This window comes from Clostridium sp. MCC328, from assembly GCF_018785465.1.
Classification (GTDB): domain Bacteria; phylum Bacillota; class Clostridia; order Lachnospirales; family Lachnospiraceae; genus Pilosibacter; species Pilosibacter fragilis.
Window position 1 is genome coordinate 32,120 of record NZ_WQPW01000064.1, and the last position, 23,075, is coordinate 55,194.

Below are 23,075 nucleotides of genomic sequence, written 5' to 3' on the forward strand. Positions count from 1 at the left end.
ATACATGGAACATAAAATTGTTTTTGCAACATCAAATGCCGGAAAAATGCGGGAGATCCGCGAGATTTTAAAAGACCTCGGGGCGGAGATCCTGTCCATGAAGGAAGCCGGTGTTGACATTGATATTGTTGAAGATGGAGATACATTCGCGGCAAATGCGTTAATTAAGGCAAAAGCCGTGTGGGAGAAGACAGGCGGGATCGTTCTGGCAGATGACTCCGGTCTTGTGATCGATGCGTTGAACGGGGAGCCGGGCGTTTACTCCGCGCGCTACATGGGAGAGAAGACTTCCTATGAAATTAAAAACTGGAACCTGATCCACCGCCTTGATGGTGTTCCGGAGAAAAAGCGCACGGCGCGTTTCGTCTGCGTGATCGCGGCAGTTCTCCCGGATGGAAGAACCCTGACAGCGGAGGGAACCATGGAGGGTGTGATCGCCCATGAACCGGCTGGCGCAGGCGGATTCGGCTATGACCCGATCCTGATGCTGCCGGAGTACGGAAAGACATCGGCGGAGATCACCATGGATGAGAAGAATGCCATCAGTCACCGCGGAAAAGCGCTTCGGGCGATGAAGAAACGTCTTGCAGAAGAGATCGGAGAATAAAGTATGAAAATTCTGATCGTGAGCGATACCCACAGAAGAGATGGAAATCTCAGGGAAATTATTGAGAAACAGTCCCCGTTCGATATGCTGATCCACCTGGGCGATACCGAGGGCAGCGAGGCATATTTTAAGGAATGGGTAAATAATGATAACTGCGTGATCCGCGTGGTGCGCGGAAATAATGACTTCTTCTCCCAGACAGACAGGGAGAAGGAAATCTCGATCGGAAAATACCGGGCATTTCTGACCCATGGCCATATGTACGGCGTATCTTTCGAGCTGGAGACGATCAAGGAAGAGGCGAGAGCCAGAAAAGCCGATATCGTCATGTTCGGACATACCCACAAGCCGCATCTGGAGTACTGTGAGGACGGGCTTGTTGTATTGAACCCGGGAAGTCTCTCCTATCCGAGACAGGACGGAAGAAAGCCGTCCTACATGCTGATGGAGCTTGATCGGAACGGTGAGGCACATTATACGGTCTGTTATGTGGATCAGGACAGGGATATTCCGTCGGGACTTTACTAGGCGGGACCGGAAATAATTGGCACAAAACAGATAAAATCAGAAAGCAGTTTTCGAAGAATAAGTTCGGAGCTGCTTTTTGTATGAAATCAGATAGCTGCCTGCGCAGAAAGTGCGTATGCAGCCAATTGTAGAAGAAATGCCGCCGGAACGGAGATAGTGGAGGATTCAGCCTCGAATAAAGCCTCGAATAAATAAAAAAAGTGGTTGACAATCCAACCTATCTACGGTATAATTTTAAACGCATTTAGTGAACTTTTGTTTTTAAATGCTTTGCGAAATCCCCGGGGTGTGGCTCAGCTTGGCTAGAGCGCCTGGTTTGGGACCAGGAAGTCGCAGGTTCGAATCCTGTCACCCCGATTTTTATCGAAAAAAAGATAAAAAACTTGTTGACAAATGAGTGGATATGAGATATAATCTACTGGTCAGCGAAAAAAGAAAAATTTTCCTGCGGGTGTAGTTCAATGGTAGAACACCAGCCTTCCAAGCTGGATACGTGGGTTCGATTCCCATCACCCGCTTTGCTTTTGCGAAAAAGCATAATGAGTCTGTAGCTCAGTTGGATAGAGCAACGGCCTTCTAAGCCGTGGGTCGGGGGTTCGAATCCCTTCAGGCTCATTTGAAATCAAGTGTGATTTCGAATTTTATATTATGGTGGGTATAGCGCAGCTGGTTAGCGCGCCAGATTGTGGCTCTGGAGGCCCAGGGTTCGAATCCCTGTATCCACCCGTATTTCCCTGGGAAGCAGTTCCCGGGGCTTTTTTGTATTTTACGAAAGGTTAGATGTGAAATTTGATCGTGAAGTGAAAGTGGAAACGCAGATCATTAACGGATATTATTTTGCAGAGAGATATCCGGGAGATGAGAGTATTGAGGTGACGAAGGAAGACCTGGATGTGTGCGCGGATGCGGTGGAACATTGTCGGGAAAGCATTCTGAAGATGATTCAGGAAATAGAAAATGAACTCAATGAAAATGAAGAAAGCTGAATTTCTATAATAGAAATTCAGCCTTTTTCCGCTGGGCCAGCGGGATTCGAACCCTCGAGTGCAGGAGTCAAAGTCCTGTGCCTTACCGCTTGGCGATGGCCCATTGCCATAACAATAGTATTCTATCATAAGACTGAAAAAAAAACAAGCAGAGGATTGGCGACTTGCCATCTGGTTCGCCATATGCTGATCTGGATAAGAAAGCGCATGGCAGAACTTTAACTATGGTTTGACAGGAAAGGAGTATAGCAATGACAGAGGAAAAAACAGCAGAGATTGTGGAAAACACAGAAAAAAACGGATCAGCCTGTTTAAAATCGCGCGGTGATCTGGCAAGAGAACTATTTAAGGAAGGTTACAACTGCTCCCAGGCAGTGACACTGGCGTTTGCGGATGAACTGGAGGTACGCGGAATCAGCAGAGAGATGGCGGCAGGCTTGGCATCCTCGTTTGGCGGTGGTCTCGGAAGACTTCGGGAGGTATGTGGCTGTGTCAGCGGAATGGCACTGGTCTGTGGGGCTCTGGAAGGCTATACAGACCCGGAAGCGGCAGCGGAGAAGCAGGATCACTATAAAAAAATTCAGAAGCTTGTAACGGCGTTTAAGGACGAGAACGGCAGCTATATCTGCCGGGAACTGTTGGCTGGGATCAATTCGGATACAACTCCGGCTCCGGAGGCGAGAACGGAGAGCTACTATAAAAAACGCCCATGCGCAGAGCTTGCAGCCTGTGCAGCGGATATTCTGGAGAGGCACTTGGAAGAACTACAGAAATAAAATTGAATTTCCGATCTTGAGAAGAATAGAACTCATCTCTGAGGTATCATTATGGCAACAAAAAATGACCCGTCGCAAAAGCGACGGGTCATTCTGCCTTTATATTTTACACAATAAGCTTTGCAAGCTGCTATACTCTGAATTAGAGGATTCCAGCTGGAAGAGCAACGCCTACGCCCGGTCCGAACGGAAGTCCGATGGACATCCAGATAACAACTACGATGATCCATGCGATCTGAAGAACGATGGACATCGGGATCATGTTGGAGATCAGAGTACCGATCTTGAGATCCGGAACGTACTTTGTCTGAGCAACACTTAAGATCATCCAGATATATGCGGACATCGGTGTCCAGCAGTTGAACGGGGAGTCACCGATTCTGTAAAGTAACTGTGTGAAGCCCGGATGATAACCGAGGAGCATGAACATCGGAACGAAGATCGGAGCGAAAATAGCCCACTTCGCGGAACCGGAGGATACGAAGATGTTGACGAAGGAGCAGAGAAGGATGAAAGCTACACAGAGCGGAATGCCTGTGAAACCTGCAGCCTCGAGACCATCAGCACCTGCGATCGCAAGGAGTGTACCAAGCTTTGTCCAGTTGAATAAGCCCTGGAACTGTCCGCAGAAGAAGCAGAACAGAACGTAGGAACCCATGCCGGCCATCTGCTTTGACATTGCCTTGTTGACATCAACAGCGTTCTTGAATGTACCTGCAGTGAAGCCGTATGCAAGACCGCAGAGGCAGAACAGAACGAACAGGATCGGGATCAGGCCCTTTAAGAGCGGGGATCCGATAAATGCACCGTTCTCGCCGGAAAGAAGACCGGTGAAGAATCCGATTGCAATGATGATGATGTAGATGATCGCGGTAAGAGCTGCAGCATTAAGACCTTTCTTCTGCTGCGGAGTAACTTCTTCAAGTTTTGCTTCTCCGGCACCCTCGTATTTTCCGAAACGCGGCTCAATCATATGTACGGAACAGAATCCGATAACTGCTGCGCAGAGGAAGGTGGAGAAGATCATGAAGAACCAGTTACAGGTCGGGTCAACCTGGAATGTTGTATCCGGGATGAATGCCTTGATCGCATCGTTTGTAAGACCCTGTAACAGAGTATCAGTACCGGCAACCATCAGGTTTGCTGTGAAACCGGCCTGAGCACCTGCGTAACCAACCATCATACCAACTACCGGGTGTTTGCCAACGCCCATGTAAACGATGGCAGCCATCGGCGGGATAACGACCATAGCTGTATCGGAAGCGATGTTTCCGACTGTACCGACGAATGCGATTACATACGGGATCATAGCTGCCGGAACGTTCTTTAAGGAACTGTTCAGCATGGAGATCAGCATTCCGGACTCCTCACAGAGACCGATACCGAGTGTCATTGTGATAACCAGACCTAACGGAGCGAAACCGGTAAAGTTCTTTACCATGTTGCCTAAGATCCAGTCAACACCGTCTTTGGAGAACAGGTTCGCAGATGTTACGACCTCTCCGGAAGCCGGGTTTGTAAGGGCAACGCCCATTACACTGAAGATGCAGCCGATGATGGCTGTGATAAGGAAAAGCCAGCAGAACAGAATCGCTGGCGGCGGCAATTTGTTACAAACTTTTTCGATACCATCAATCAGTTTGTCCACGCCGGTTTTCTTAGCGGTAGTGTTTTCACTCATTTGAAAAACCTCCTGTAAACTTAATTTACGAGATCTAAACCCCCGAGATCCCGCTTACATGGATATTATACTATAAAGGGTTCGAAAAAGCTATATGTTTTTTATAAAGTGTTTATAATTTTTATTTTTAAATTAGAAAACTGGAAAAAAAGCCGGAGATTTCGCTAAATGGAATGATAAATATTTGGTAAAAATGCACAAATCAGGAAATGGCGAATATGAGAAGATTATTGCGTTTATAGTGGTTTCGTGTTAAGATAAAGTATCGTGCATGAAACGTGATGACAGATAATAAAGGAATCCTGCCTGATGGATTCAAAAGAGACTGTCGGTGGCAGCAACTGCCAATGTGCGGTTAATTGAATACCTGGGAGGATAAAATATGTTTGGTGGAAACTTTCAGACATGGAAACTTCATTCGGCGCAGGACTACTTTATGTTCTTTGCCTACATACTGGCCGGTGTGCTGGTGTTCTGGCTGATCGCGAAACACATGAACAAACAGCGGAACCACGAGAAGGCAGTGGAAAAGGTTTCCGGACGGCTGAAAAAGATCTGCGGAAAGCCCGGTGAGGTTTTAAAGAACGCGACTTTAAATCTGCCGGAAGGGAAAATGACGTTTGATGTGGTCCTTATGGATAAGAGAGGTGTTTACCTTGTAAGAACTTACGGCTGGGGAATTAAGATATACGGAACACCGGACGGAGCAATGTGGCGGCGAGAAGACGCAAAGAGAAAAGAAGAGTTTGAAAATCCGCTTCTGGAGCTGAAAAAAGGCGCGGCGGAGATCACAAAGGTGATGGAAGAAAACGGAGTTCAGAGCCTGAAGGTGATGCCGATGGTCGTATTCGCGGACAACTTCCAGACTCCGGAGCTGTATCTCGGATATGGTTCTTTCTCCACAACGTATCAGGAATTAAAGAACTGGTATAAAAAACAGTCGGGAGTAAAAGAAGTCCAGTACGATTACGATAAGGTTTCTTCTATTATAAAAGAACTTGCAAAATAAGAAAACTGAAGATGAATAAAACGGGCAGTTCCGAAATGGAGCTGCCCGTTTTTTGACAAATCTGTTATGTACTGCCGAAAGTTTTAAAGGATACCAACCGGAAGAGCGGAACCAACACCCGGTCCGATCGGAAGACCGATGAGGTACCAGATGATGAAGAAGATCACCCAGATCACTTCAAGGATAACAGCAATCGGAAGAAGGTTGGAAATAAGAGTACCGATCTTTATATCCTTCATGTACTTGGCCTGTGCGGTTGCGAGAACCATCCAGATATACGGGCCCATCGGTGTAACTGCGTTGGTCGGGGAATCACCAAGTCTGTAAAGCAGCTGTGTGAAGCCTGGATGATAGCCAAGGAGCATGAACATCGGAACGAAGATCGGCGCGAAAATCGCCCATTTTGCGGAACCGGATGACATGAAAATGTTTACGCAGGTTACAACGAGGATAAAGCAGATGAATAACGGGACACCTGTGAAACCTGCGGACTGAAGAAGATCAGCGCCGCCGATCGCAAGGAGTGTACCAAGCTTTGTCCAGTTGAATAAGCCCTGGAACTGTCCACAGAAGAAACAGAAGGAAACGTAGGAGCCCATTGCTGCCATCTGCTTGTTCATTGCTTTACTGATGTCGCCGGATTTTTTGAATTTACCGGAAGCGAAGCCATATGCGATCGCACAAACGGAGAAGAATACAAACAGGATCGGGATCAGACCCTTTAAGAGCGGAGATCCAACGAAGGCACCGTTCTCAGCGGCTAACGGACCGGTAAAGAAGCCGATTACGAGGAGAATGATATACACGATGGCTGTGATTGCAGCGGCACGGAGTCCTTTGCTTTCTTCGCTTGTCAGCTTTTCAATCTTTTCATCAGTATTGCCTTCGTATTTTCCGAAACGCGGCTCTACAACCTTTGTACAAACAAAACCGATCACGATCGAGCAGAGGAATGTAGAAGCAATCATGAAGAACCAGTTACAGGTAACATCTACCTGGAAAGTTGTATCCGGTAAAAAGCCCTTGATTGCATCGTTTGTAAGCCCCTGAAGCAGGGAGTCGGTACCGGCAACCATCAAGTTTGCGGTAAAGCCGGCGTTCGCGCCTGCGTATCCACAGATCATACCAACGACCGGATGTTTTCCTGCACCGATATAGAGGAGTGCAGCAAGCGGAGGAACGATGATGTTTGCGGTATCGGAAGCAATATTTCCAATCGTACCGACGAATGCGATGAGGTACGGAATAAGAGCCGGAGGAACATCGCTCAGACATCCCTTTAAGAGGGACATTATCAGTCCGGACTCCTCACAGAGACCGATACCGAGTGTCATGGTGATTACCAGACCAAGCGGTGCGAAACCAGTAAAGTTCTTTACCATATTATTAAGGAACCAGTCAAGTCCGTCTGCCGAGAAGAAGTTCTGGGAAACAACGGTCTCTCCGGATGCCGGGTTGATAAGGCTGACTCCGCTGATCGTTGCGATCGTACCGATAATCGCTGTGAAAAGGAAGAGCCAGCAGAACAGGATTACCGGATCGGGAAGTTTGTTACATACGTTTTCGACTACGGTCAATGCCTTGTCGAGCCAGGTCTGCTTTGTTGCAGTATTGGTGTTTTCGCTCATACAGAAACCTCCTGTGATAGTAAAAGTACGAAATAACTGAAAAAACAGGAAGATTTCCAGCAATTTCGCCGATAAAGTAAAAAGTTAATTCTTTGCTAAGAATGAAAAATATTAACTTTTTATAAAACGATTATATATCTTTTGTAAATAACTGTCCACACCTTTTTTTATTTAGTCAAATATTTTTACAGCTCATATTATTAATGCAATTCGAATAAATTAGAAAATTCAGACAAAAACAAAATGGATCCAGAGAGATCCGGTCAGGAAACCGGATAAAGCTGAGGTATTTTCTTGCGGAGATGGCAGATCCATGTTAAGATGATTGAGTAAGATTTGCGATGCAGGGCCCGGAAAAGAGGTCTTTGCAGCAGGAAAAACAGGAGGGGTTAGCAGATGATTAACGAAAAGAGACTGCTCGACACATTCATTGGCTACGCGATGATCGACAGCGAGACAAAGAATGAGAAAGCGATGGGGGAAAAGTTAGTTGAGGATCTGAATGCACTCGGTCTGGAAGTAAAGACCGATAAGGCCGGAGAGGGGTTCGGATCCAACGGATTTAACGTATGTGCATATCTTCCGGGAACGATTCCGGGTGAGCCGACTATTATGTGTGCGCACATGGATACCGTGACTCCGGGTAACGGGATCAAACCGTTGATCGATGACGGAATTATCCATACAGACGGATCTACGATCCTTTCCGGTGATGACAAGTCCGGAATCGCGGCGATCATGGAGGCTGTCAAGGTGATCAAAGAGCAGAATCTTCCGTGCCGCAACACAGAGATCTTATTCACCATCGGTGAAGAGGGCGGAATGAACGGCGTTAAAAATATGGATCTGTCCATGATCAAAGGCAAAGAGGCAATGGTATTCGATGCCAGCGGTGATGTTGGAAAGATCTTAACCTGCGGACCTGGCCAGATCAAGATCTTCGCGACGATCATCGGACGTTCCTCCCATGCAGGACTTGCTCCGGAAGAGGGAATCAGTGCGATCCAGGTAGCGGCAAAGGGAATCGCAAAGATGAACCTGCTCCGCATTGATGAGGAGACGACCTGCAATATCGGTACCTTAAAGGCTGAGTACGCAACCAATATCGTTCCGGAAAAGGCTGAGTTCGTGGCAGAGGTGAGAAGCCGCAACCTCGATAAATTAAACGCGCAGGCTGCCCATATGCAGAAATGTTTACAGGATGCCTGTGACGAGATGGGCGCAAAGCTTGAGATCAAGTTAAAGACAAACTATGTAAGCTTCAATGTTGCGAACGACGATCCGATGGTACAGAGAGTGTTCGAGTCCTGCAAGCGCATCGGCTGCGAACCGATGACTGCAAAGGGCGGCGGCGGAAGCGACGCGAACGTAATGGCCCTTCACGGAATCAAGCCGATCGTTCTCTCTACCGGTATGACGAAGGTACATACTACGGGCGAGACGCTGAAGATCGAGAACCTCAATAAGTGCGCGGAGCTTGTTCTGGATCTGATGACACACTAATGAATAATAGAATAAGATTTGCGGAATATATAAAAAGAAGGCAAATAGATTACAGGGCAGCCGATAAAAGGGCTGCCCTGTTTTTAGGTTTAACAGGAGATTACGATGGAACGACCAGATAAAAAAGGCACTAACGTGCCCTAAGATGCGCATTCGCGTGAAGATGCAGATTGTAGCAAATACCTGTGCTGGGTGAGAGGACACGTCGATTGATTTTCAGACATGAAAAAACTCCGGTTCTGGCATACCGGAGTTTTTTCACACAAATACTAAAAAAGGGGGATGTATGAGTATCGAATATATGTCAATTCGGGATCCTTGTGGATCCGAGAATTATGTTTAGTCGAGTCCGGCATAAATGTGCGCGCATTTCATTTGCCTGCCGGCCCCATTTTTATATATACCTGATCAGGCGCTACACGCCTCGTCTTTCGTTTTTATAAAACGCTTCGTGATGTCTTTGCTGATTGGTATCTTTTATGATACAAAGTATACAGGAAGAATGTGACGGAAGTATGGAGAAACTCTAAAAGGAAAATAAAATAAGTGGAGATTTTCTAACGAAAAAATAACCATTTCTTTAGAAATTGTTTATTGTCATGAAAAAAGAGCCGTGGTATAGTTCTGATGCAGTATAACAGATGGCTGTACGCCGGAAAATGCCCTGAGTACCCGGGGAGATGTCTGCGAGGCAGAAACCGGAAAAGCAGATGATTCCTGGAGCACATATAAAAGAAGAATCCGGGAGCACATATAAGATCAGAGGAGGAACTTTTAATCATGAAGAAACACGTTTTACTGGCGGCGGCGCTCTGCATGACAGCAGTGATGGCGACCGCATGCGGATCAAAACATACACAGACACAGGAAACCGCAGCAGAGACAACGACAGAAGCTTCCGATGCGGAAACGAAAGCGGCGGACACGACAAAACCGGATCTTTCTAATGTGGATCCGAAGATGGCGGAAGGTCCGGGAGCGTTCGAGACAGATGATAGCTCTGAAGGTGTACAGGTGGAGGAGATCTCCGGTGAGGAGCTGGCGAAGCTCCAGAGTGAGGTGGCTGCAAAGCTTGAAAAAACGGATTACAAGTCTTACGCAAAGGAGCTTGTCGAGATCGTGAAGAGTAAGGATATGGAAGGCCTTGCGGACCATATTGATTTTCCGGCGTTTATCTCCTGTGTGAAGACAAACGGCGGAATGGTGGATACAAAGGAAGATTTCATGAAACTGGACCCGGTTGAGATCTTCTCCGATGAGATGGAGGCAGCGATCGGAAAGGTGGATGTTGATACCCTTGAACCGGTTATGGCAGGAATCGTTCTGGGCGACGGTGTTCCAAATATCATCCTCGGCATTACCGTGGACGGAGAACTTGCGATCACAGGAATGAATTACTGAAAATCATGGGCGGACCGATGGATCCTCTACATAAGAAAATAAAGTCTGAAGAAAAATGAAAGGACATAGAAGTATCTGTGTCTCTTTTTTCTATATATAAATATAGAAGAAATATAAATCAGATCTGGATTTGCCCGGAAAGCCATTTGACGATTTTAGGACAATTATCCAACTGTGTCCAAATATAGCAAATTATTGACAAAAGAATTCATGAAATATCTGTAAAGTCGATGCGTAGAAATGGACAAATCCGCAAATATTTAGTATAATGGCGGTATGCGTTACGCGGTAAGTGAGGTGGGAGAAAATGCGTCAGAAAAAAAACGGACTCGAAAACCTGGTGCTGATCACCCAGCTCGGACTCAATGTTGTGACACCGGTCCTTATCTGTGTGCTTCTCGGAAGCTGGATCGATAAAAAGACCGGACTTCATACCGTTCTGATCTTTCTGATCCTGGGGGTTCTCTCGGGCGGCCTGAGTGCATATAAGATGGCGAAGCATATCGTAGACAGAGAGAAAGAAGACAAAGACAGGGAAAAGAAAGAGCAGGTAAAGCAGTGGGAGAGCCGTTTCGGAACCGGAGACGGTGCTGACCGTCCCAAAAGATGGCGGTGACGGCCGAAGGGACGGCAAAGAAGACGGTACCCGTAAACGAAAGCGGAATATGAAGCAGCAGGGAACTGTCCGGCAGAAGACAGCCTCAGCAGGGTAATTGAAAGGGTGGAACAATCGTGAGTGATAAGACAAAGAGGCAGGTAGTGGGAATGAGCATCGGGATTCTGATCCATAATATGATCTTGCTTCTCATCTGCCTTATTTTTTTCCGAACCGTTCCGGTGATCGCCGGAGTGCTGATCGGAGCCGCGGCGGCGGAGGTACTGCTCATCAGTATCGCGAGATCCACGGAACTCTGTGTGGAATCGGCTGATGGGGCGTACAGCAGCAAAAAGATGGTGATCCATTCGCTGATCCGCAGCCTGTGCGCGGTAATACTGGTGTGCCTTTTATGGAAATTTACGACGATCAACCTTCTGGCGGTCGTTTTCGGCGCACTGGGATTGAAGACCGGAGCTTATGTGTATCCGGTACTTCAGAAACGAACCGACCGTAAGGCCTGAGCTTCAGGCTTGACGGATAGAGCCTTATACGCTGCTGTTTTGGAACAGACAGCAGTCTTTCATGAGTCTTAAGGAAAGGAGGAAAAAGAATGAGTGGTGGCAGTGGTGCTGATTTCATGATCCACGGGATCGTGAAATACCATCTCTTCGGTCATGAACTCTGGCTGACGACAACAACGGTCGGAATGACGATCGTTACGATCGTTCTGCTGATTCTGGTGATAGCCGCGAACCGTGCATTAAAACATGCGACGGATGTACCTGGAACATTCCAGAATATCATCGAATTCGGTATGGAAATGCTGGAAAATATGACCACGGGGATTCTTGGCAGTTCAGCGAACCGGTTTGCGAACTATATCGGAACGATTTTTCTGTTTATTCTGTTCTGCAACCTGAGTGGTCTGTTCGGCCTGAGAACGGTTACTGCCGACTTTGGTGTTACGTTCCTTCTTGGTCTGGTCACGTTTGCGATCGTACAGTACCAGGGAATCAAAAATCATGGTGTCGGACACTTTACGGGACTGTTTCAACCTCTCCCGGTGCTGTTCCCGATCAATCTGATCGGTGAATTTGCGAATCCGATTTCGATCTCCCTTCGTCTGTTCGCGAACATGCTGTCCGGAGTTATTATCATGGGTCTCTGGTACGGAATGATGCCGGTCTTATTAAAAATCGGTATTCCGGCCGCACTTCATGTGTATTGCGACCTGTTTTCCGGATGTATCCAGACATACGTATTCTGCATGCTGACTATGGTCTATGTAAATGATAAACTGTAGGAACGCAGGGCAGAACAGGGAAGGCAGGACCCCATCGACGCAGTCGATCGGAAAGGATTTTGCCTGTAGCTGCGAATGACAGCTATAAAATTTTTTTACAGGAGGTTTTATCTATGAATATTACAGGACAGGATTTGATCCATGCTTGCTCAGCAATCGGCGCCGGTATCGCGATGATCGCCGGTATCGGACCTGGTGTTGGACAGGGTATCGCCGCTGGTTTCGGCGCATCTGCAGTCGGCCGCAACCCGGGCGCGAAATCTGATATTACATCGACCATGCTTCTTGGACAGGCCGTTGCCGAGACGACCGGTCTTTATGGTCTTGTTGTTGCCATTATCCTTATGTTCGTTAAGCCGTTCGGTTGATCCGGATATGGGAACAGGAAAAAACTTCCGGGTATGCGCGGAAGTTTGTAAAGGAGGCGAGATGAGACCTTGGAACGGTTAATAAATTTTGACCCTCAATGGATCAACGACATTGTGATCACGGGAATCAATATTTTTATCCTGTTCTTTGTAATGTCGTATTTCCTCTTTAATCCGGCGCGTGAAGTACTGGAAAAAAGAAGAAAACGGATCGCGGGTGATCTGGAAACGGCAAAGACAAGCCGCGAAGATGCGCTCGCGCTGAAAGCAGAGTATGAGGATAAAATAAAGTCCATCGACAAAGAGGCGCAGGAAATTCTCGACGCAGCGAGGAAAAAAGCGAAAAAGCAGGAAGCTGATATCTTAGCGGAAGCGAGAGAGGAAGCAAACCGCATCGTTGACCGGGCAAACCGGGAGATCGAGCTGGAGAAGAAGAAAGCGCTTGAGGACATGAAGACGGAGATCGTTTCCATTGCGTCCCTGATGGCAGAGAAGGCGGTTGCCGCTTCCATGGATGTAAAGATCCAGGATTCCCTGATCGAGGAGACTTTAAAGGAAATGGGTGAGAGCACATGGCAAAGTTAGTGTCAAAGGTCTACGGCGACGCGCTGTTTGAAGCTGCCATGGAGCGGGATATGCTGTCGCCCGTATATGAGGAAGTACAGTCACTGCAGACGATCCTCATGGAGAATGCAGACCTTGTACAATTTTTGAACCATCCGCAGATCATAAAAGAAGAGAAGTTAAAGGTCGTGGAAAATATCTTTAAAGGAAGAGTTTCCGATGACCTGATGGGATTTCTTGAGACCGTGATCGAAAAGGGACGGCAGAAGGAACTCCCGAAGATCCTCGACTATTTTGTGAATCGTGTAAAGGAATATAAAAAGATCGGTATCGTAACTGTCACAAGCGCGGTGGAGCTCTCCGCGGAGCAGAAGGCCCATACGGAGGCGAAGCTTTTGGAGACCACAGCTTTTGTGAGTCTGGAAGTTACCTATAGCGTCGATCCTGCGATCCTCGGCGGACTCGTGATCAGGATCGGTGACCGTGTGGTGGACAGCAGCATCAGGACAAGACTCGGTGAGATCCGGAGAGACTTAATGAAGCTGCAGCTGGCGTGATCCCGGCGGATCCGGGACCGGAAACAGCAGTCCGGCAGCAGAAATAATACTGAACAGTTACGTGATGAAATGGAAAAGAAAGAAGGTGCAGACCTCAAATGAATTTAAAACCAGAAGAGATCAGCTCGGTCATCAAAGAGCAGATCGAAAGATATTCGACGAAGCTGGAAGTCTCTGACGTGGGTACTGTCATCCAGGTAGCGGACGGCATTACACGAATCCACGGTCTTGAGAATGCCATGCAGGGAGAACTTCTGGAATTTCCGGGAGAGGTTTACGGCATGGTGTTAAACCTTGAGGAGGACAACGTCGGAGCGGTTCTGCTCGGTGATTCCTCAAGCATCAGTGAGGGAGACACCGTAAAGACGACAGGACGTGTCGTTGAGGTTCCTGTGGGCGATGCCATGACAGGACGTGTCGTGAATGCCTTAGGACAGCCTATCGATGGAAAAGGTCCGATCCTTACGGATAAATTCAGAAAGATCGAGCGTGTTGCCCACGGTGTTATCGAGAGAAAATCCGTAGATACCCCGCTTCAGACAGGTATCAAGGCGATCGATGCCATGGTTCCGATCGGACGCGGACAGCGTGAGCTTATTATCGGCGACCGTCAGACTGGTAAGACGGCGATCGCGATCGATACGATTATTAACCAGAAGGGACAGGGAGTTCACTGCATTTATGTTGCAATTGGACAGAAAGCATCAACAGTTGCGACAATCGTGAAAACTCTTGAGGAGTTTGGCGCGATGGATTACACGACACTTGTCGTATCCACAGCTTCTGACCTTGCCCCGTTACAGTATATTGCCCCGTATTCCGGCTGCGCAATCGGTGAAGAGTGGATGGAGAACGGCGAGGATGTGCTTGTCGTTTACGATGACTTAAGTAAGCATGCGGCGGCGTACCGTACCCTGTCCCTGCTTCTTAAGAGACCGCCGGGACGTGAGGCATATCCGGGCGATGTTTTCTATCTGCATTCCAGACTGTTGGAGCGCGCGTCCAGACTTTCCGATGACCTTGGCGGCGGTTCCCTTACCGCACTTCCAATTATCGAGACGCAGGCGGGTGACGTATCGGCCTACATTCCGACAAACGTCATCTCCATCACAGACGGACAGATCTACTTAGAGACCGAGATGTTCAACTCCGGTTTCCGTCCGGCGATCAACGCGGGTCTTTCTGTATCCCGAGTTGGTGGCGCGGCACAGATCAAGGCGATGAAGAAGATCGCTGCCCCGATCCGTGTGGAGCTTGCCCAGTACCGCGAGCTCGCTTCCTTCGCCCAGTTCGGTTCCGAGCTTGACGCCAGCACAAAGGAACAGCTTGCCCAGGGCGAACGCATCCGTGAAGTTTTAAAGCAGCCGCAGTATCAGCCGATGCCGGTCGAGTATCAGGTCATCATTATCTACGCGGCGACGAAGAAATATCTCCTCGATATTCCGACAAATCAGGTTCTTGATTTTGAGAAAGAGCTGTTTAAGTTTATCGATACAAAGTATCCGGAGATCCCGGCAAGCATCCGCGAGGCGAAGCAGATGACACCGGAGACTGAAGAATTGCTGAAAAAAGCTATTGAAGAGTGCAAGGCAGCAAGATAAGGCAGGTGATGTATCATGGCAACCATGAGAGATATTAAACGAAGGAAATCCAGTATTGAGAGTACCGAGCAGATTACCAAAGCCATGAAACTTGTTGCCACTGTAAAACTCCAGAAATCCAGAACGAAGGCGGAAAATTCGAGACTGTACTTCAATCTGATGTACCAGACGATCCAGGAGATGCTGAAGAAATCCACCGGGATCCGGCACCGCTATTTAAAGAGCGGGGATTCGAAGAAAAAGGCAGTTATTGTCGTTTCTTCCAATCGCGGACTTGCCGGCGGATATAACTCCAACATCATCCGTCTCGTGACGGAGAGCGGGATCCCGAAAGAGGACGCCCTCATCTTCGCGATCGGGCGGAAAGGACGCGACGGACTCGCAAGGAAAGGCTATGAGATCAAAGCGGATTACTCCGATGTGATCGACGAGCCGCTCTACTCCGACGCGCAGCAGATCTCAAAAGAGCTTTTAGCCATGTTTGAGAAGAATGAGATCGGAGAGATCTATCTGGCATACACGGCGTTCAAAAATACCGTAAGCCAGATCCCGACGTTCTTAAAGCTTCTGCCGGTGGATCTTGCGGCAGCAGGGCCAAAGGGCGAAGTAAAAGAAGAAAAGCCGGATCTTTTCATTATGAACTATGAGCCGGACGAGGACGAAGTTCTGGATGCAATTATTCCGAAGTATGTGAGCAGCCTGATCTACGGGGCATTCTTAGAGGCCGTTGCCAGTGAGAACGGCGCGCGAATGACTGCAATGGATTCGGCGACGAACAACGCGGAAGAGATGATCGGAAAACTGTCGCTGCAGTACAACCGTGCGCGTCAGGGATCCATCACTCAGGAGTTGACAGAGATCATCGCGGGCGCGAATGCCATCGATGGTTAAAAAGAAATATGAGTAATTATTTGGCAGACTTGCATACTTGCGGTGCTGGAGGTAATAGACAGCATACAGGAGACAGAAATCAGTCGGCATGATGTGCTGGGATAGATTTTTACCGCTGGCCTGAGTGGCTGAATAGTTATGATAGAGACAAGGAGAAGTGAGATGGCAGAGAAAAACATTGGTAAAATTACTCAGGTCATCAGTGCCGTTCTGGATATCAAATTTCCCCAGGGCGGGCTGCCTGAGATCAATGACGCCATTGAGATCACCACAAAGGATGGCGGGGTCCTCACGGTTGAGGTTGCCCAGCATCTCGGTGATGATACGGTAAGATGCATCGCTCTCGGTCCCACCGACGGTCTTGTCCGCGGCATGGATGCCGTAGCGACCGGCGGACCGATCATGGTGCCGGTCGGTGAGCAGACACTTGGAAGAATTTTCAATGTTCTGGGACAGCCGATCGACAATAAAGAAGCTCCGAAGACGGAGAAAAAGCTCCCGATCCACCGCAAAGCCCCGAGCTTTGAGGAACAGTCCACAGAGACAGAGATCCTTGAGACAGGTATCAAGGTCGTTGACCTCCTCTGCCCGTACCAGAAAGGTGGAAAGATTGGTCTGTTCGGCGGTGCCGGTGTAGGTAAGACCGTCCTTATCCAGGAGCTGATCCGAAATATTGCGACAGAGCACGGCGGATATTCCGTATTTACAGGCGTTGGCGAGCGTACCCGTGAGGGAAATGACCTTTACTATGAGATGTCCGATTCGGGCGTTATCAATAAGACGACCATGGTGTTCGGCCAGATGAACGAACCGCCGGGATCCCGTATGCGTGTGGGCCTTACCGGTCTTACCATGGCAGAATATTTCCGTGACGAAGGCGGAAAAGATGTGCTGTTATTCATCGACAATATCTTCCGTTTCAGTCAGGCTGGTTCCGAGGTATCAGCGCTGCTCGGACGTATGCCGTCAGCCGTAGGTTACCAGCCGACTTTACAGACAGAGATGGGTGCCCTCCAGGAGCGGATCACCTCCACAAAGAACGGTTCCATCACGTCTGTGCAGGCAGTTTACGTTCCGGCCGATGACTTAACAGACCCGGCTCCGGCAAATACCTTTACCCATCTGGACGCGACGACCGTACTCAGCCGTTCCATCGTAGAGCTTGGTATTTATCCGGCTGTAGATCCGCTTGAGTCTACGTCCCGTATCCTTGATCCGCGTATTGTTGGTGAGGAGCATTATAAGGTTGCCCGCGGCGTACAGGAAGTGCTGCAGAGATATAAAGAACTTCAGGATATTATCGCAATGCTCGGTATGGATGAGCTTTCCGAGGAAGATAAGCTTACCGTATCCCGTGCGAGAAAGATCCAGAGATTCTTATCCCAGCCGTTCTTCGTAGCCGGACAGTTTACCGGTCTGGAAGGCCGCTATGTTCCGCTTTCCGAGACGATCCAGGGCTTCAAGGAGATCCTCGAAGGCAAACATGACGATATTCCGGAGAATCTGTTCCTCAACGCAGGAAATATTGATGATGTTCTCGCCCGCGTGAAATAGGGGGTGTGGACATGGCGGAAATGATGAGACTTCAGATCGTTACGCCGGATGAGGCGTTTTTCGACGGAGAGGTTTCGATGGTGGAGCTCAACACGGCAGACGGGGAAGCCGGAATCTATCCGAAGCATATCCCGATGGTCGTCGCGGTTGCACCGGGCGTTCTTAAGATCCACGGGGCAGACGGCGTGAAAAAAGCGGCGTTGCTTTCCGGATTTTTACAGATCCTGCCGGAGAAGGTGACGATCCTCGCAGAAGCCTGCGAGTGGCCGGAAAACATCGATGGCAAGAGAGCCAATGAAGCCAGGATCCGCGCAGAGAGACGTCTGGCGGAAAAAAATCCACAGACCGATATTGACCGCGCTGAAGCCGCTTTGAAGCGGGCGCTGGTGAGACTGTCGCTGGTGGATGGAAACTAAAGATAGAACTGTGAAACGCAGTGGAAAATAAAACAGCATGTCGGGAAGAACGCTTGTAAGCAGGACTTACAAGAGACTTTCCGGCATGCTGTTTTATTTTATGATGTTGGAGACAAAAGGTATTTTGGCGCGGAGCTTATTTTTTCCGCCTGGAAAGCAGCGGCTCACTTACTCCATCGAGTCCCACAAGCGCGAAGATCGCCGCAAGGACTCTCTGAGATCCCTTATAGGCGTCTTTGCTGTCATACCACTCGTCAACAGAATGGCAGGCACCGCCTTTTCCGCCTCCACCGACGCAGATCGCAGGGATTCCGAGGCTGATCGGGATATTTGCATCGGTACTTCCTGCGCTTTCGAATTCTACATCTTCGCCGCATGCCTGGAACGCAGAGGCTGTGGCGCTCACGATCTCACAGTCCTTCGGCTGGCTTCCTGCCGGACGGTTTCCGATCTGTTTTACGTCCACTGTGATACGTCCGTTGTGATCGAAGCTGTCCTTAGATTCTTCGTAGGAACGCTCGGTTTCCCAACGGTTATTTTCATCCTCAACTGCACGTTTGATGCACTCCTGAAGCTTTGCATCAAGCTCTTCAAGCTCCTTTAAGCCGTTGGAACGGATATCGACAAGCATGGAGCACTCATACGCGATGGCATTGATGGAGGTTCCGCCGTTTACGACACCGACGGAGAAGGTAGTCTTCGGTTCTCTCGGGGTGCGGAGCTCAGAGATATAGGAGATGGCGCGCCCCATGGCAAAGATCGGGTTTACAAGACCGAAGGCGCCGAAGGAATGTCCCCCCGGTCCGCGGAAGGTTACCTCGTAGCGGTGGCTTCCGGTGCCGCCGTGGCAGATCAGGCAGCCTGCACCGTCAACGGAGATAAAACCGTCAACCTTATCAGCGTTTTTCGAGAAGAAGTGGCGCATGCCGCGGAGGTCTCCGAGACCTTCCTCACCGACGTTGCCGCCGATAATGATATCTCCGACCGGTTTTAAGCCGGATTCTTTGATGGCTCTTGCCAGCGTAAGGATCTCAGCCAGTCCGCGGGTATCATCGCCGATTCCGGGTGCGTAGATCTTTGTTCCTTCGCGTTTCACCGGGAGCGGAGTTTCCGGCGGGAATACAGTGTCCAGATGAGCGGAGACATAGAGAGTCGGACCGTTTCCGGTTCCATGGATATGGGCGTACACGTTGTGGACCTCGTCCATCACCGGATCGAGACCTGCCTCGGTCAGAAGCTCTTTAAAACGGATCGCGCGCTTCTCCTCAAATGGGCTGAAGGAGGAGATCTGAACAAGCTCGATCTGCTGGTCGATGGTGTGCGCTTCATCCTGTTTCAGGTATTCGAAGGCGTGAGCCATCTTGTCGGACGTTATAAGTGTCTGAATCGCTTCTTTCATGTGGGAACCATCCTTTCGATTTGTATATGATAGAAATATCATAGCGCGAAAAAGAAAATTTGTAAATAAAACAGAGAAAACTAATAATTCTGTAAGTATAGTTTATATAGGAAATATCGTCAGATAACAAAAGGGAAAAGAGGGCAGAAAAAAAGTATCGGTTTGAATGAGCCGGGAGTAAAAAATAAAAAGGACGGGGAAATGTGTGCGGGACAGGCTGTAGAAAAAATAAAAAGCAGGTTCTGAAACGATAGCGGAGATGAACCGCATACCGGAGCAGAACCTGCAAGTTTACGTTTTATTCCAGATGGTTACACTTAGTTACTTTTACTGATCATTTGTAAGCTTCATCTTATCAAAAATATAGAAGATCAGGCTTAAGATCATGCCGACAACACATGCAAGGACCATACCTGTGAGCTGCACATTGCCGAAATTCACCTTGATCCCGGAGAGGCCGGTTACAAAGATCACGGCAGTCAGGGCCTGATTCCTGTTTTTGCCGTAGTCGACCTTGGAGTCGACCAGAATACGGAGACCGGAGGTTCCGATCATACCGTAGAGCAGGAAGGAGATTCCGCCGATGACCGGACCCGGGATCGTCTGGATCAGAGTCGATAACTTTCCGATAAAGGAGCAGATGATCGAGATCACGGCTGCTCCGGCGATGACCTGAACACTGTAAACCTTTGTGACAGCCATAACGCCGATGTTCTCACCGTAGGTGGTCGTCGGTACGGAACCGATGAGTCCGGAGACCATGGTGGAGAAGTTGTCACCGAAGATGCTGCGGTGAAGTCCCGGATCCTTTAAGAGGTCGCGGCCGACGATCTTACTTGTTACAACTTGATGTCCGATATGCTCGGAGGTGATGACCAGGATGACCGGCATGATGATCATGATCGCTTCCATATTAAATTTTGGAGCGGTGAAGTTCGGGATCGCAAAGATCGGGGCAGCGGCAACCGCAGAGAAATCAACGATTCCGCATGCAACGGCAGCGACATATCCCGCGATCACGGCGATCAGGATCGGGATGACAGATAAAAATCCCCGGAACAGGACAGAACCGAAAACGGCAAAGCCAAGTGTCACGAGGAACACGATCAGATTCTTCGGATCAATGGTCTCGTCTAAGAGTCCCGCATTGCTTGCCGCGCTGGAAGAGAGCTCCAATCCGATCAGGGCTACGACCGGCCCCATGGCAGCAGGCGGGAGAACGACGTCGATCCATTTATATCCGATCTTATAAATGATGAATGCGAGGATACATCCGACGAAACCGACGGCAACGAATCCGCCGAGGGCATATTCATAACCGAATTTTGCGATCACGATGCCGGCCGGGGCGAGAAATGCGAAACTGGAACCGAGATAGGCGGGAGCTTTTCCCTTTGTGATAAAGATAAACATGAGAGTTCCGACACCGTTCATGAAAAGAACGATCGCGGGATTGATTCCGAATAAGAACGGAACGAGAACGGATGCGCCGAACATGGCGAACATGTGCTGGATGCTCAGGGGGATCAGAAGGTTAAAGGGAACCTTTTCGTCCACCTGAATGATCTTATGGCTTTCCATACGGGACCTCCTTGAGAATAATTGGTTTTTTAGTACTTGCGCCTGCGCCGGACGTTCCCGGTTTCAGGCATTTTTTCTATTCTATCACATTCCTGTTATTTGTCCAGAAAAATCAGGGGGAAATTGCAGGAAAGGATATGAAGTTAACGAATTTCAGGGCTTCCGCTCTTGACAAAGCTTTGGAATCTCCATATAATGACCCATATAGCCGCGTTAAAGCATGCGGTATATAATGGAAAAGCGATGAAGGGAACAAGTAGGGAAATGACCTGCTCCGCACAGAAAGCTGCCGGTGGATGAGAGGCGCGCGGACTTCTTTTTCTGAATACATCCCGGAGCTGCACACCGAAAGAGGAAACCGGATATTCCGGCGGAACGCGAGTAGGCTGTGACGGAACTGGCACCCGTTAGAAATGCCGGGGTCTTTTATGATGAGGACTCCATGAGCCGGAGCGTGCGAGCGTTTCGGGAACATCAGGTGGTAACACGAGCGTATGCCTCGTCCTTTTGGGAAACAAGGGACGGGGCTTTTTTTCGCTTCGTCCGGATAGCAGGTCTTCATATAAAGACCAACACAGGCGGAAGAAACGAACATCCGCAGAAAATTACAGAAAAGGAGTAAACAAAATGGGAGTTTACGAAGAGTTACAGGCCCGCGGCTTGATCGCGCAGGTCACAAACGAAGAAGAGATCCGTAAAATGGTAAACGAGGGAAGGGCCGTATTCTACATCGGCTTTGACCCGACCGCGGACAGCCTTCATGTCGGACATTTCATGGCACTCTGCTTAATGAAACGTTTACAGATGGCAGGAAACAAGCCGATCGCGCTGATCGGCGGCGGCACAGGCATGGTCGGCGATCCGTCCGGACGTTCCGATATGAGAACCATGATGACGGTTGAGACGATCCAGCACAACTGTGACTGCTTCAAGAAGCAGATGAGCCGTTTCATCGACTTCTCCGAAGGAAAAGCCATGATGGTAAACAACGCGGAATGGCTTATGAACTTAAACTACATCGATTTCTTAAGAGAGATCGGACCGCACTTCTCCGTCAACAACATGCTCCGCGCGGAGTGCTATAAGCAGAGAATGGAGAAGGGCTTAAGCTTCTTAGAGTTCAACTACATGCTGATGCAGAGCTACGACTTCTACGAGCTGTTCCAGAGATACGGCTGTAATATGCAGTTCGGCGGCGATGACCAGTGGAGCAACATGCTCGGCGGTACAGAGCTTATCAGAAGAAAACTCGGAAAAGACGCTCATGCAATGACGATCACACTGCTCTTAAACTCTGAGGGCAAGAAGATGGGTAAGACCCAGTCCGGCGCTGTATGGCTGGATCCGAATAAGACGACTCCGTTTGAGTTCTACCAGTACTGGAGAAACGTCGGCGACGCAGACGTATTAAAGTGCCTGCGGATGCTCACATTCCTTCCGCTTGAGCAGATCGATGAGATGGACAAATGGGAAGGCAGCCAGTTAAATCAGGCGAAGGAGATCCTCGCATACGAGCTCACAAGCCTTGTTCACGGCGAGGAGGAAGCAAAGAAAGCACAGGAGAGCGCACGTGCATTATTCGCAGGCGGCGCTGCGGCAGAGATGCCGACAGCAGAGCTTTCCGACGCGGATCTTTCTGATGGTTCGATCGACCTCCTTTCCATCGTACAGAAATCCGGCCTCTGCGCGTCACGTTCTGAGGCGAGAAGAAACGTAGAGCAGGGCGGTGTTTCCGTAGACGGTGAGATCGTGAAGGATATTAAGGCTGTATACACGAAAGAGCAGCTTTCCGGTGAAGGAATCGTTGTAAAGCGCGGTAAGAAGAATTTCAGACGCGTTGTAGTTAAATAGTTACTTTTCATGGGTAGGAATTTTCTGAACTGAAAATTCGTTACAGTTCAGCCATTACATCTTCTTGTTTTCATATTCATGAAAACAAGAAGCTTGGTGGTTCCACCATATGCTGATTTGGATGAAAAGTGCTTATGCAAGCAAGCTTGCAACACACTTTCTCATTCAAACCAGCGCATGGCTGAACTGTAACGAAAATTCCGTATGATACCGTTATGACCGCGGATTTTGCCGATTCGGAATGCGAAGCATCGGCAAAATCCTGTTACAGTG

Annotated in this window: 23 protein-coding genes and 5 tRNA genes; 23 read left to right on the forward strand and 5 right to left on the reverse strand. The window is 48.9% G+C overall.

Annotation, left to right across the window (positions count from 1 at the left end; all coding sequences use genetic code 11):
- Positions 1-4 precede the first annotated feature (4 nt).
- The 7 genes from GPK83_RS10060 (at position 5) to GPK83_RS10090 (ending at position 2,121) form a co-directional block, all read left to right on the forward strand.
- Complete coding sequence (locus tag GPK83_RS10060) at positions 5-607, forward strand: XTP/dITP diphosphatase (RefSeq protein WP_015553043.1); 603 nt, start codon at positions 5-7, stop codon at positions 605-607.
- A gap of 3 nt (positions 608-610) precedes the next feature.
- Positions 611-1,135: a metallophosphoesterase gene (locus GPK83_RS10065; protein ID WP_015553044.1), complete on the forward strand. Its 525-nt coding sequence runs from the start codon at positions 611-613 to the stop codon at positions 1,133-1,135.
- Positions 1,136-1,417: 282 nt separating this feature from the next.
- Positions 1,418-1,492 (forward strand) — tRNA-Pro (locus GPK83_RS10070).
- Between the two features lie 90 nt (positions 1,493-1,582).
- Positions 1,583-1,653: transfer RNA gene (locus GPK83_RS10075), tRNA-Gly, on the forward strand.
- 23 nt (positions 1,654-1,676) lie between these two features.
- A tRNA-Arg gene (locus GPK83_RS10080) sits at positions 1,677-1,750 on the forward strand.
- Between the two features lie 36 nt (positions 1,751-1,786).
- A tRNA-His gene (locus GPK83_RS10085) sits at positions 1,787-1,860 on the forward strand.
- A gap of 57 nt (positions 1,861-1,917) precedes the next feature.
- Positions 1,918-2,121 (forward strand): hypothetical protein, encoded by a 204-nt coding sequence (locus tag GPK83_RS10090; RefSeq protein ID WP_215704701.1) that lies wholly within the window; start codon positions 1,918-1,920, stop codon positions 2,119-2,121.
- A gap of 31 nt (positions 2,122-2,152) precedes the next feature.
- On the opposite strand, the gene GPK83_RS10095 is transcribed toward GPK83_RS10090, so the two are convergent.
- A tRNA-Gln gene (locus GPK83_RS10095) sits at positions 2,153-2,224 on the reverse strand.
- Positions 2,225-2,372: 148 nt separating this feature from the next.
- Between GPK83_RS10095 and GPK83_RS10100 the strand changes: the two genes are divergently transcribed.
- Positions 2,373-2,897 (forward strand): C-GCAxxG-C-C family protein, encoded by a 525-nt coding sequence (locus GPK83_RS10100; RefSeq protein ID WP_215704702.1) that lies wholly within the window; start codon positions 2,373-2,375, stop codon positions 2,895-2,897.
- Positions 2,898-3,039: 142 nt separating this feature from the next.
- On the opposite strand, the gene GPK83_RS10105 is transcribed toward GPK83_RS10100, so the two are convergent.
- Positions 3,040-4,578, reverse strand: a complete 1,539-nt coding sequence (locus GPK83_RS10105) for an AbgT family transporter (RefSeq protein ID WP_117513766.1) — start codon at positions 4,576-4,578, stop codon at positions 3,040-3,042.
- A 382-nt stretch (positions 4,579-4,960) separates the two neighbouring features.
- Between GPK83_RS10105 and GPK83_RS10110 the strand changes: the two genes are divergently transcribed.
- Positions 4,961-5,587: a nuclease-related domain-containing protein gene (locus GPK83_RS10110; protein ID WP_117513768.1), complete on the forward strand. Its 627-nt coding sequence runs from the start codon at positions 4,961-4,963 to the stop codon at positions 5,585-5,587.
- Between the two features lie 83 nt (positions 5,588-5,670).
- Here GPK83_RS10110 and GPK83_RS10115 read toward each other — a convergent pair whose 3' ends face one another.
- Positions 5,671-7,215: an AbgT family transporter gene (locus GPK83_RS10115; RefSeq protein WP_215704703.1), complete on the reverse strand. Its 1,545-nt coding sequence runs from the start codon at positions 7,213-7,215 to the stop codon at positions 5,671-5,673.
- Between the two features lie 396 nt (positions 7,216-7,611).
- Between GPK83_RS10115 and GPK83_RS10120 the strand changes: the two genes are divergently transcribed.
- From GPK83_RS10120 to atpC, 13 genes are all read left to right on the forward strand, one after another.
- Positions 7,612-8,718, forward strand: coding sequence for a M20/M25/M40 family metallo-hydrolase (locus tag GPK83_RS10120; protein WP_215704704.1), 1,107 nt, complete (start codon positions 7,612-7,614; stop codon positions 8,716-8,718).
- Positions 8,718-8,840, forward strand: coding sequence for a hypothetical protein (locus GPK83_RS17135; protein WP_275950627.1), 123 nt, complete (start codon positions 8,718-8,720; stop codon positions 8,838-8,840). The genes GPK83_RS10120 and GPK83_RS17135 overlap by 1 nt, the downstream gene beginning before the upstream one ends.
- 658 nt (positions 8,841-9,498) lie before the next feature.
- Positions 9,499-10,119 carry a hypothetical protein gene (locus GPK83_RS10125; protein ID WP_215704705.1) on the forward strand — a complete coding sequence of 207 codons (621 nt, stop codon included), beginning with the start codon at positions 9,499-9,501 and terminating at the stop codon, positions 10,117-10,119.
- A 307-nt stretch (positions 10,120-10,426) separates the two neighbouring features.
- A complete protein-coding gene (locus tag GPK83_RS10130; protein ID WP_215704706.1) occupies positions 10,427-10,735 on the forward strand; it encodes an AtpZ/AtpI family protein in 309 nt (102 codons plus the stop codon).
- 116 nt (positions 10,736-10,851) lie between these two features.
- Entirely contained in the window at positions 10,852-11,238 is a 387-nt protein-coding gene (locus GPK83_RS10135; RefSeq protein WP_215704707.1) for a hypothetical protein, read from the forward strand.
- An 89-nt stretch (positions 11,239-11,327) separates the two neighbouring features.
- Positions 11,328-12,020 carry a F0F1 ATP synthase subunit A gene (gene atpB / locus GPK83_RS10140; RefSeq protein ID WP_015553053.1) on the forward strand — a complete coding sequence of 231 codons (693 nt, stop codon included), beginning with the start codon at positions 11,328-11,330 and terminating at the stop codon, positions 12,018-12,020.
- 113 nt (positions 12,021-12,133) lie between these two features.
- On the forward strand, positions 12,134-12,388 hold the full coding sequence (atpE, locus tag GPK83_RS10145; RefSeq protein ID WP_015553054.1) for an ATP synthase F0 subunit C: 255 nt from the start codon (positions 12,134-12,136) through the stop codon (positions 12,386-12,388).
- A gap of 69 nt (positions 12,389-12,457) precedes the next feature.
- Positions 12,458-12,973 carry a F0F1 ATP synthase subunit B gene (gene atpF / locus GPK83_RS10150; RefSeq protein ID WP_021904590.1) on the forward strand — a complete coding sequence of 172 codons (516 nt, stop codon included), beginning with the start codon at positions 12,458-12,460 and terminating at the stop codon, positions 12,971-12,973.
- A complete protein-coding gene (gene atpH, locus GPK83_RS10155) occupies positions 12,961-13,509 on the forward strand; it encodes an ATP synthase F1 subunit delta (RefSeq protein ID WP_015553055.1) in 549 nt (182 codons plus the stop codon). The genes atpF and atpH overlap by 13 nt, the downstream gene beginning before the upstream one ends.
- Before the next feature lie 98 nt (positions 13,510-13,607).
- Entirely contained in the window at positions 13,608-15,110 is a 1,503-nt protein-coding gene (atpA, locus tag GPK83_RS10160) for a F0F1 ATP synthase subunit alpha (protein WP_021904592.1), read from the forward strand.
- A gap of 15 nt (positions 15,111-15,125) precedes the next feature.
- Positions 15,126-16,001 (forward strand): ATP synthase F1 subunit gamma, encoded by an 876-nt coding sequence (gene atpG / locus GPK83_RS10165; protein WP_215704708.1) that lies wholly within the window; start codon positions 15,126-15,128, stop codon positions 15,999-16,001.
- Positions 16,002-16,163: 162 nt separating this feature from the next.
- Complete coding sequence (gene atpD, locus GPK83_RS10170; protein WP_021904594.1) at positions 16,164-17,555, forward strand: F0F1 ATP synthase subunit beta; 1,392 nt, start codon at positions 16,164-16,166, stop codon at positions 17,553-17,555.
- 11 nt (positions 17,556-17,566) lie between these two features.
- Complete coding sequence (atpC, locus tag GPK83_RS10175) at positions 17,567-17,971, forward strand: ATP synthase F1 subunit epsilon (protein ID WP_015553059.1); 405 nt, start codon at positions 17,567-17,569, stop codon at positions 17,969-17,971.
- A 136-nt stretch (positions 17,972-18,107) separates the two neighbouring features.
- Here the strand turns inward: atpC and GPK83_RS10180 are convergent, their stop codons facing one another.
- On the reverse strand, positions 18,108-19,370 hold the full coding sequence (locus tag GPK83_RS10180) for a M20/M25/M40 family metallo-hydrolase (RefSeq protein ID WP_118531088.1): 1,263 nt from the start codon (positions 19,368-19,370) through the stop codon (positions 18,108-18,110).
- Between the two features lie 327 nt (positions 19,371-19,697).
- A complete protein-coding gene (gene uraA, locus GPK83_RS10185) occupies positions 19,698-20,951 on the reverse strand; it encodes a uracil permease (protein WP_215704709.1) in 1,254 nt (417 codons plus the stop codon).
- 627 nt (positions 20,952-21,578) lie between these two features.
- Between uraA and tyrS the strand changes: the two genes are divergently transcribed.
- A complete protein-coding gene (gene tyrS / locus GPK83_RS10190) occupies positions 21,579-22,802 on the forward strand; it encodes a tyrosine--tRNA ligase (protein ID WP_215704710.1) in 1,224 nt (407 codons plus the stop codon).
- Positions 22,803-23,075: the final 273 nt, after the last annotated feature.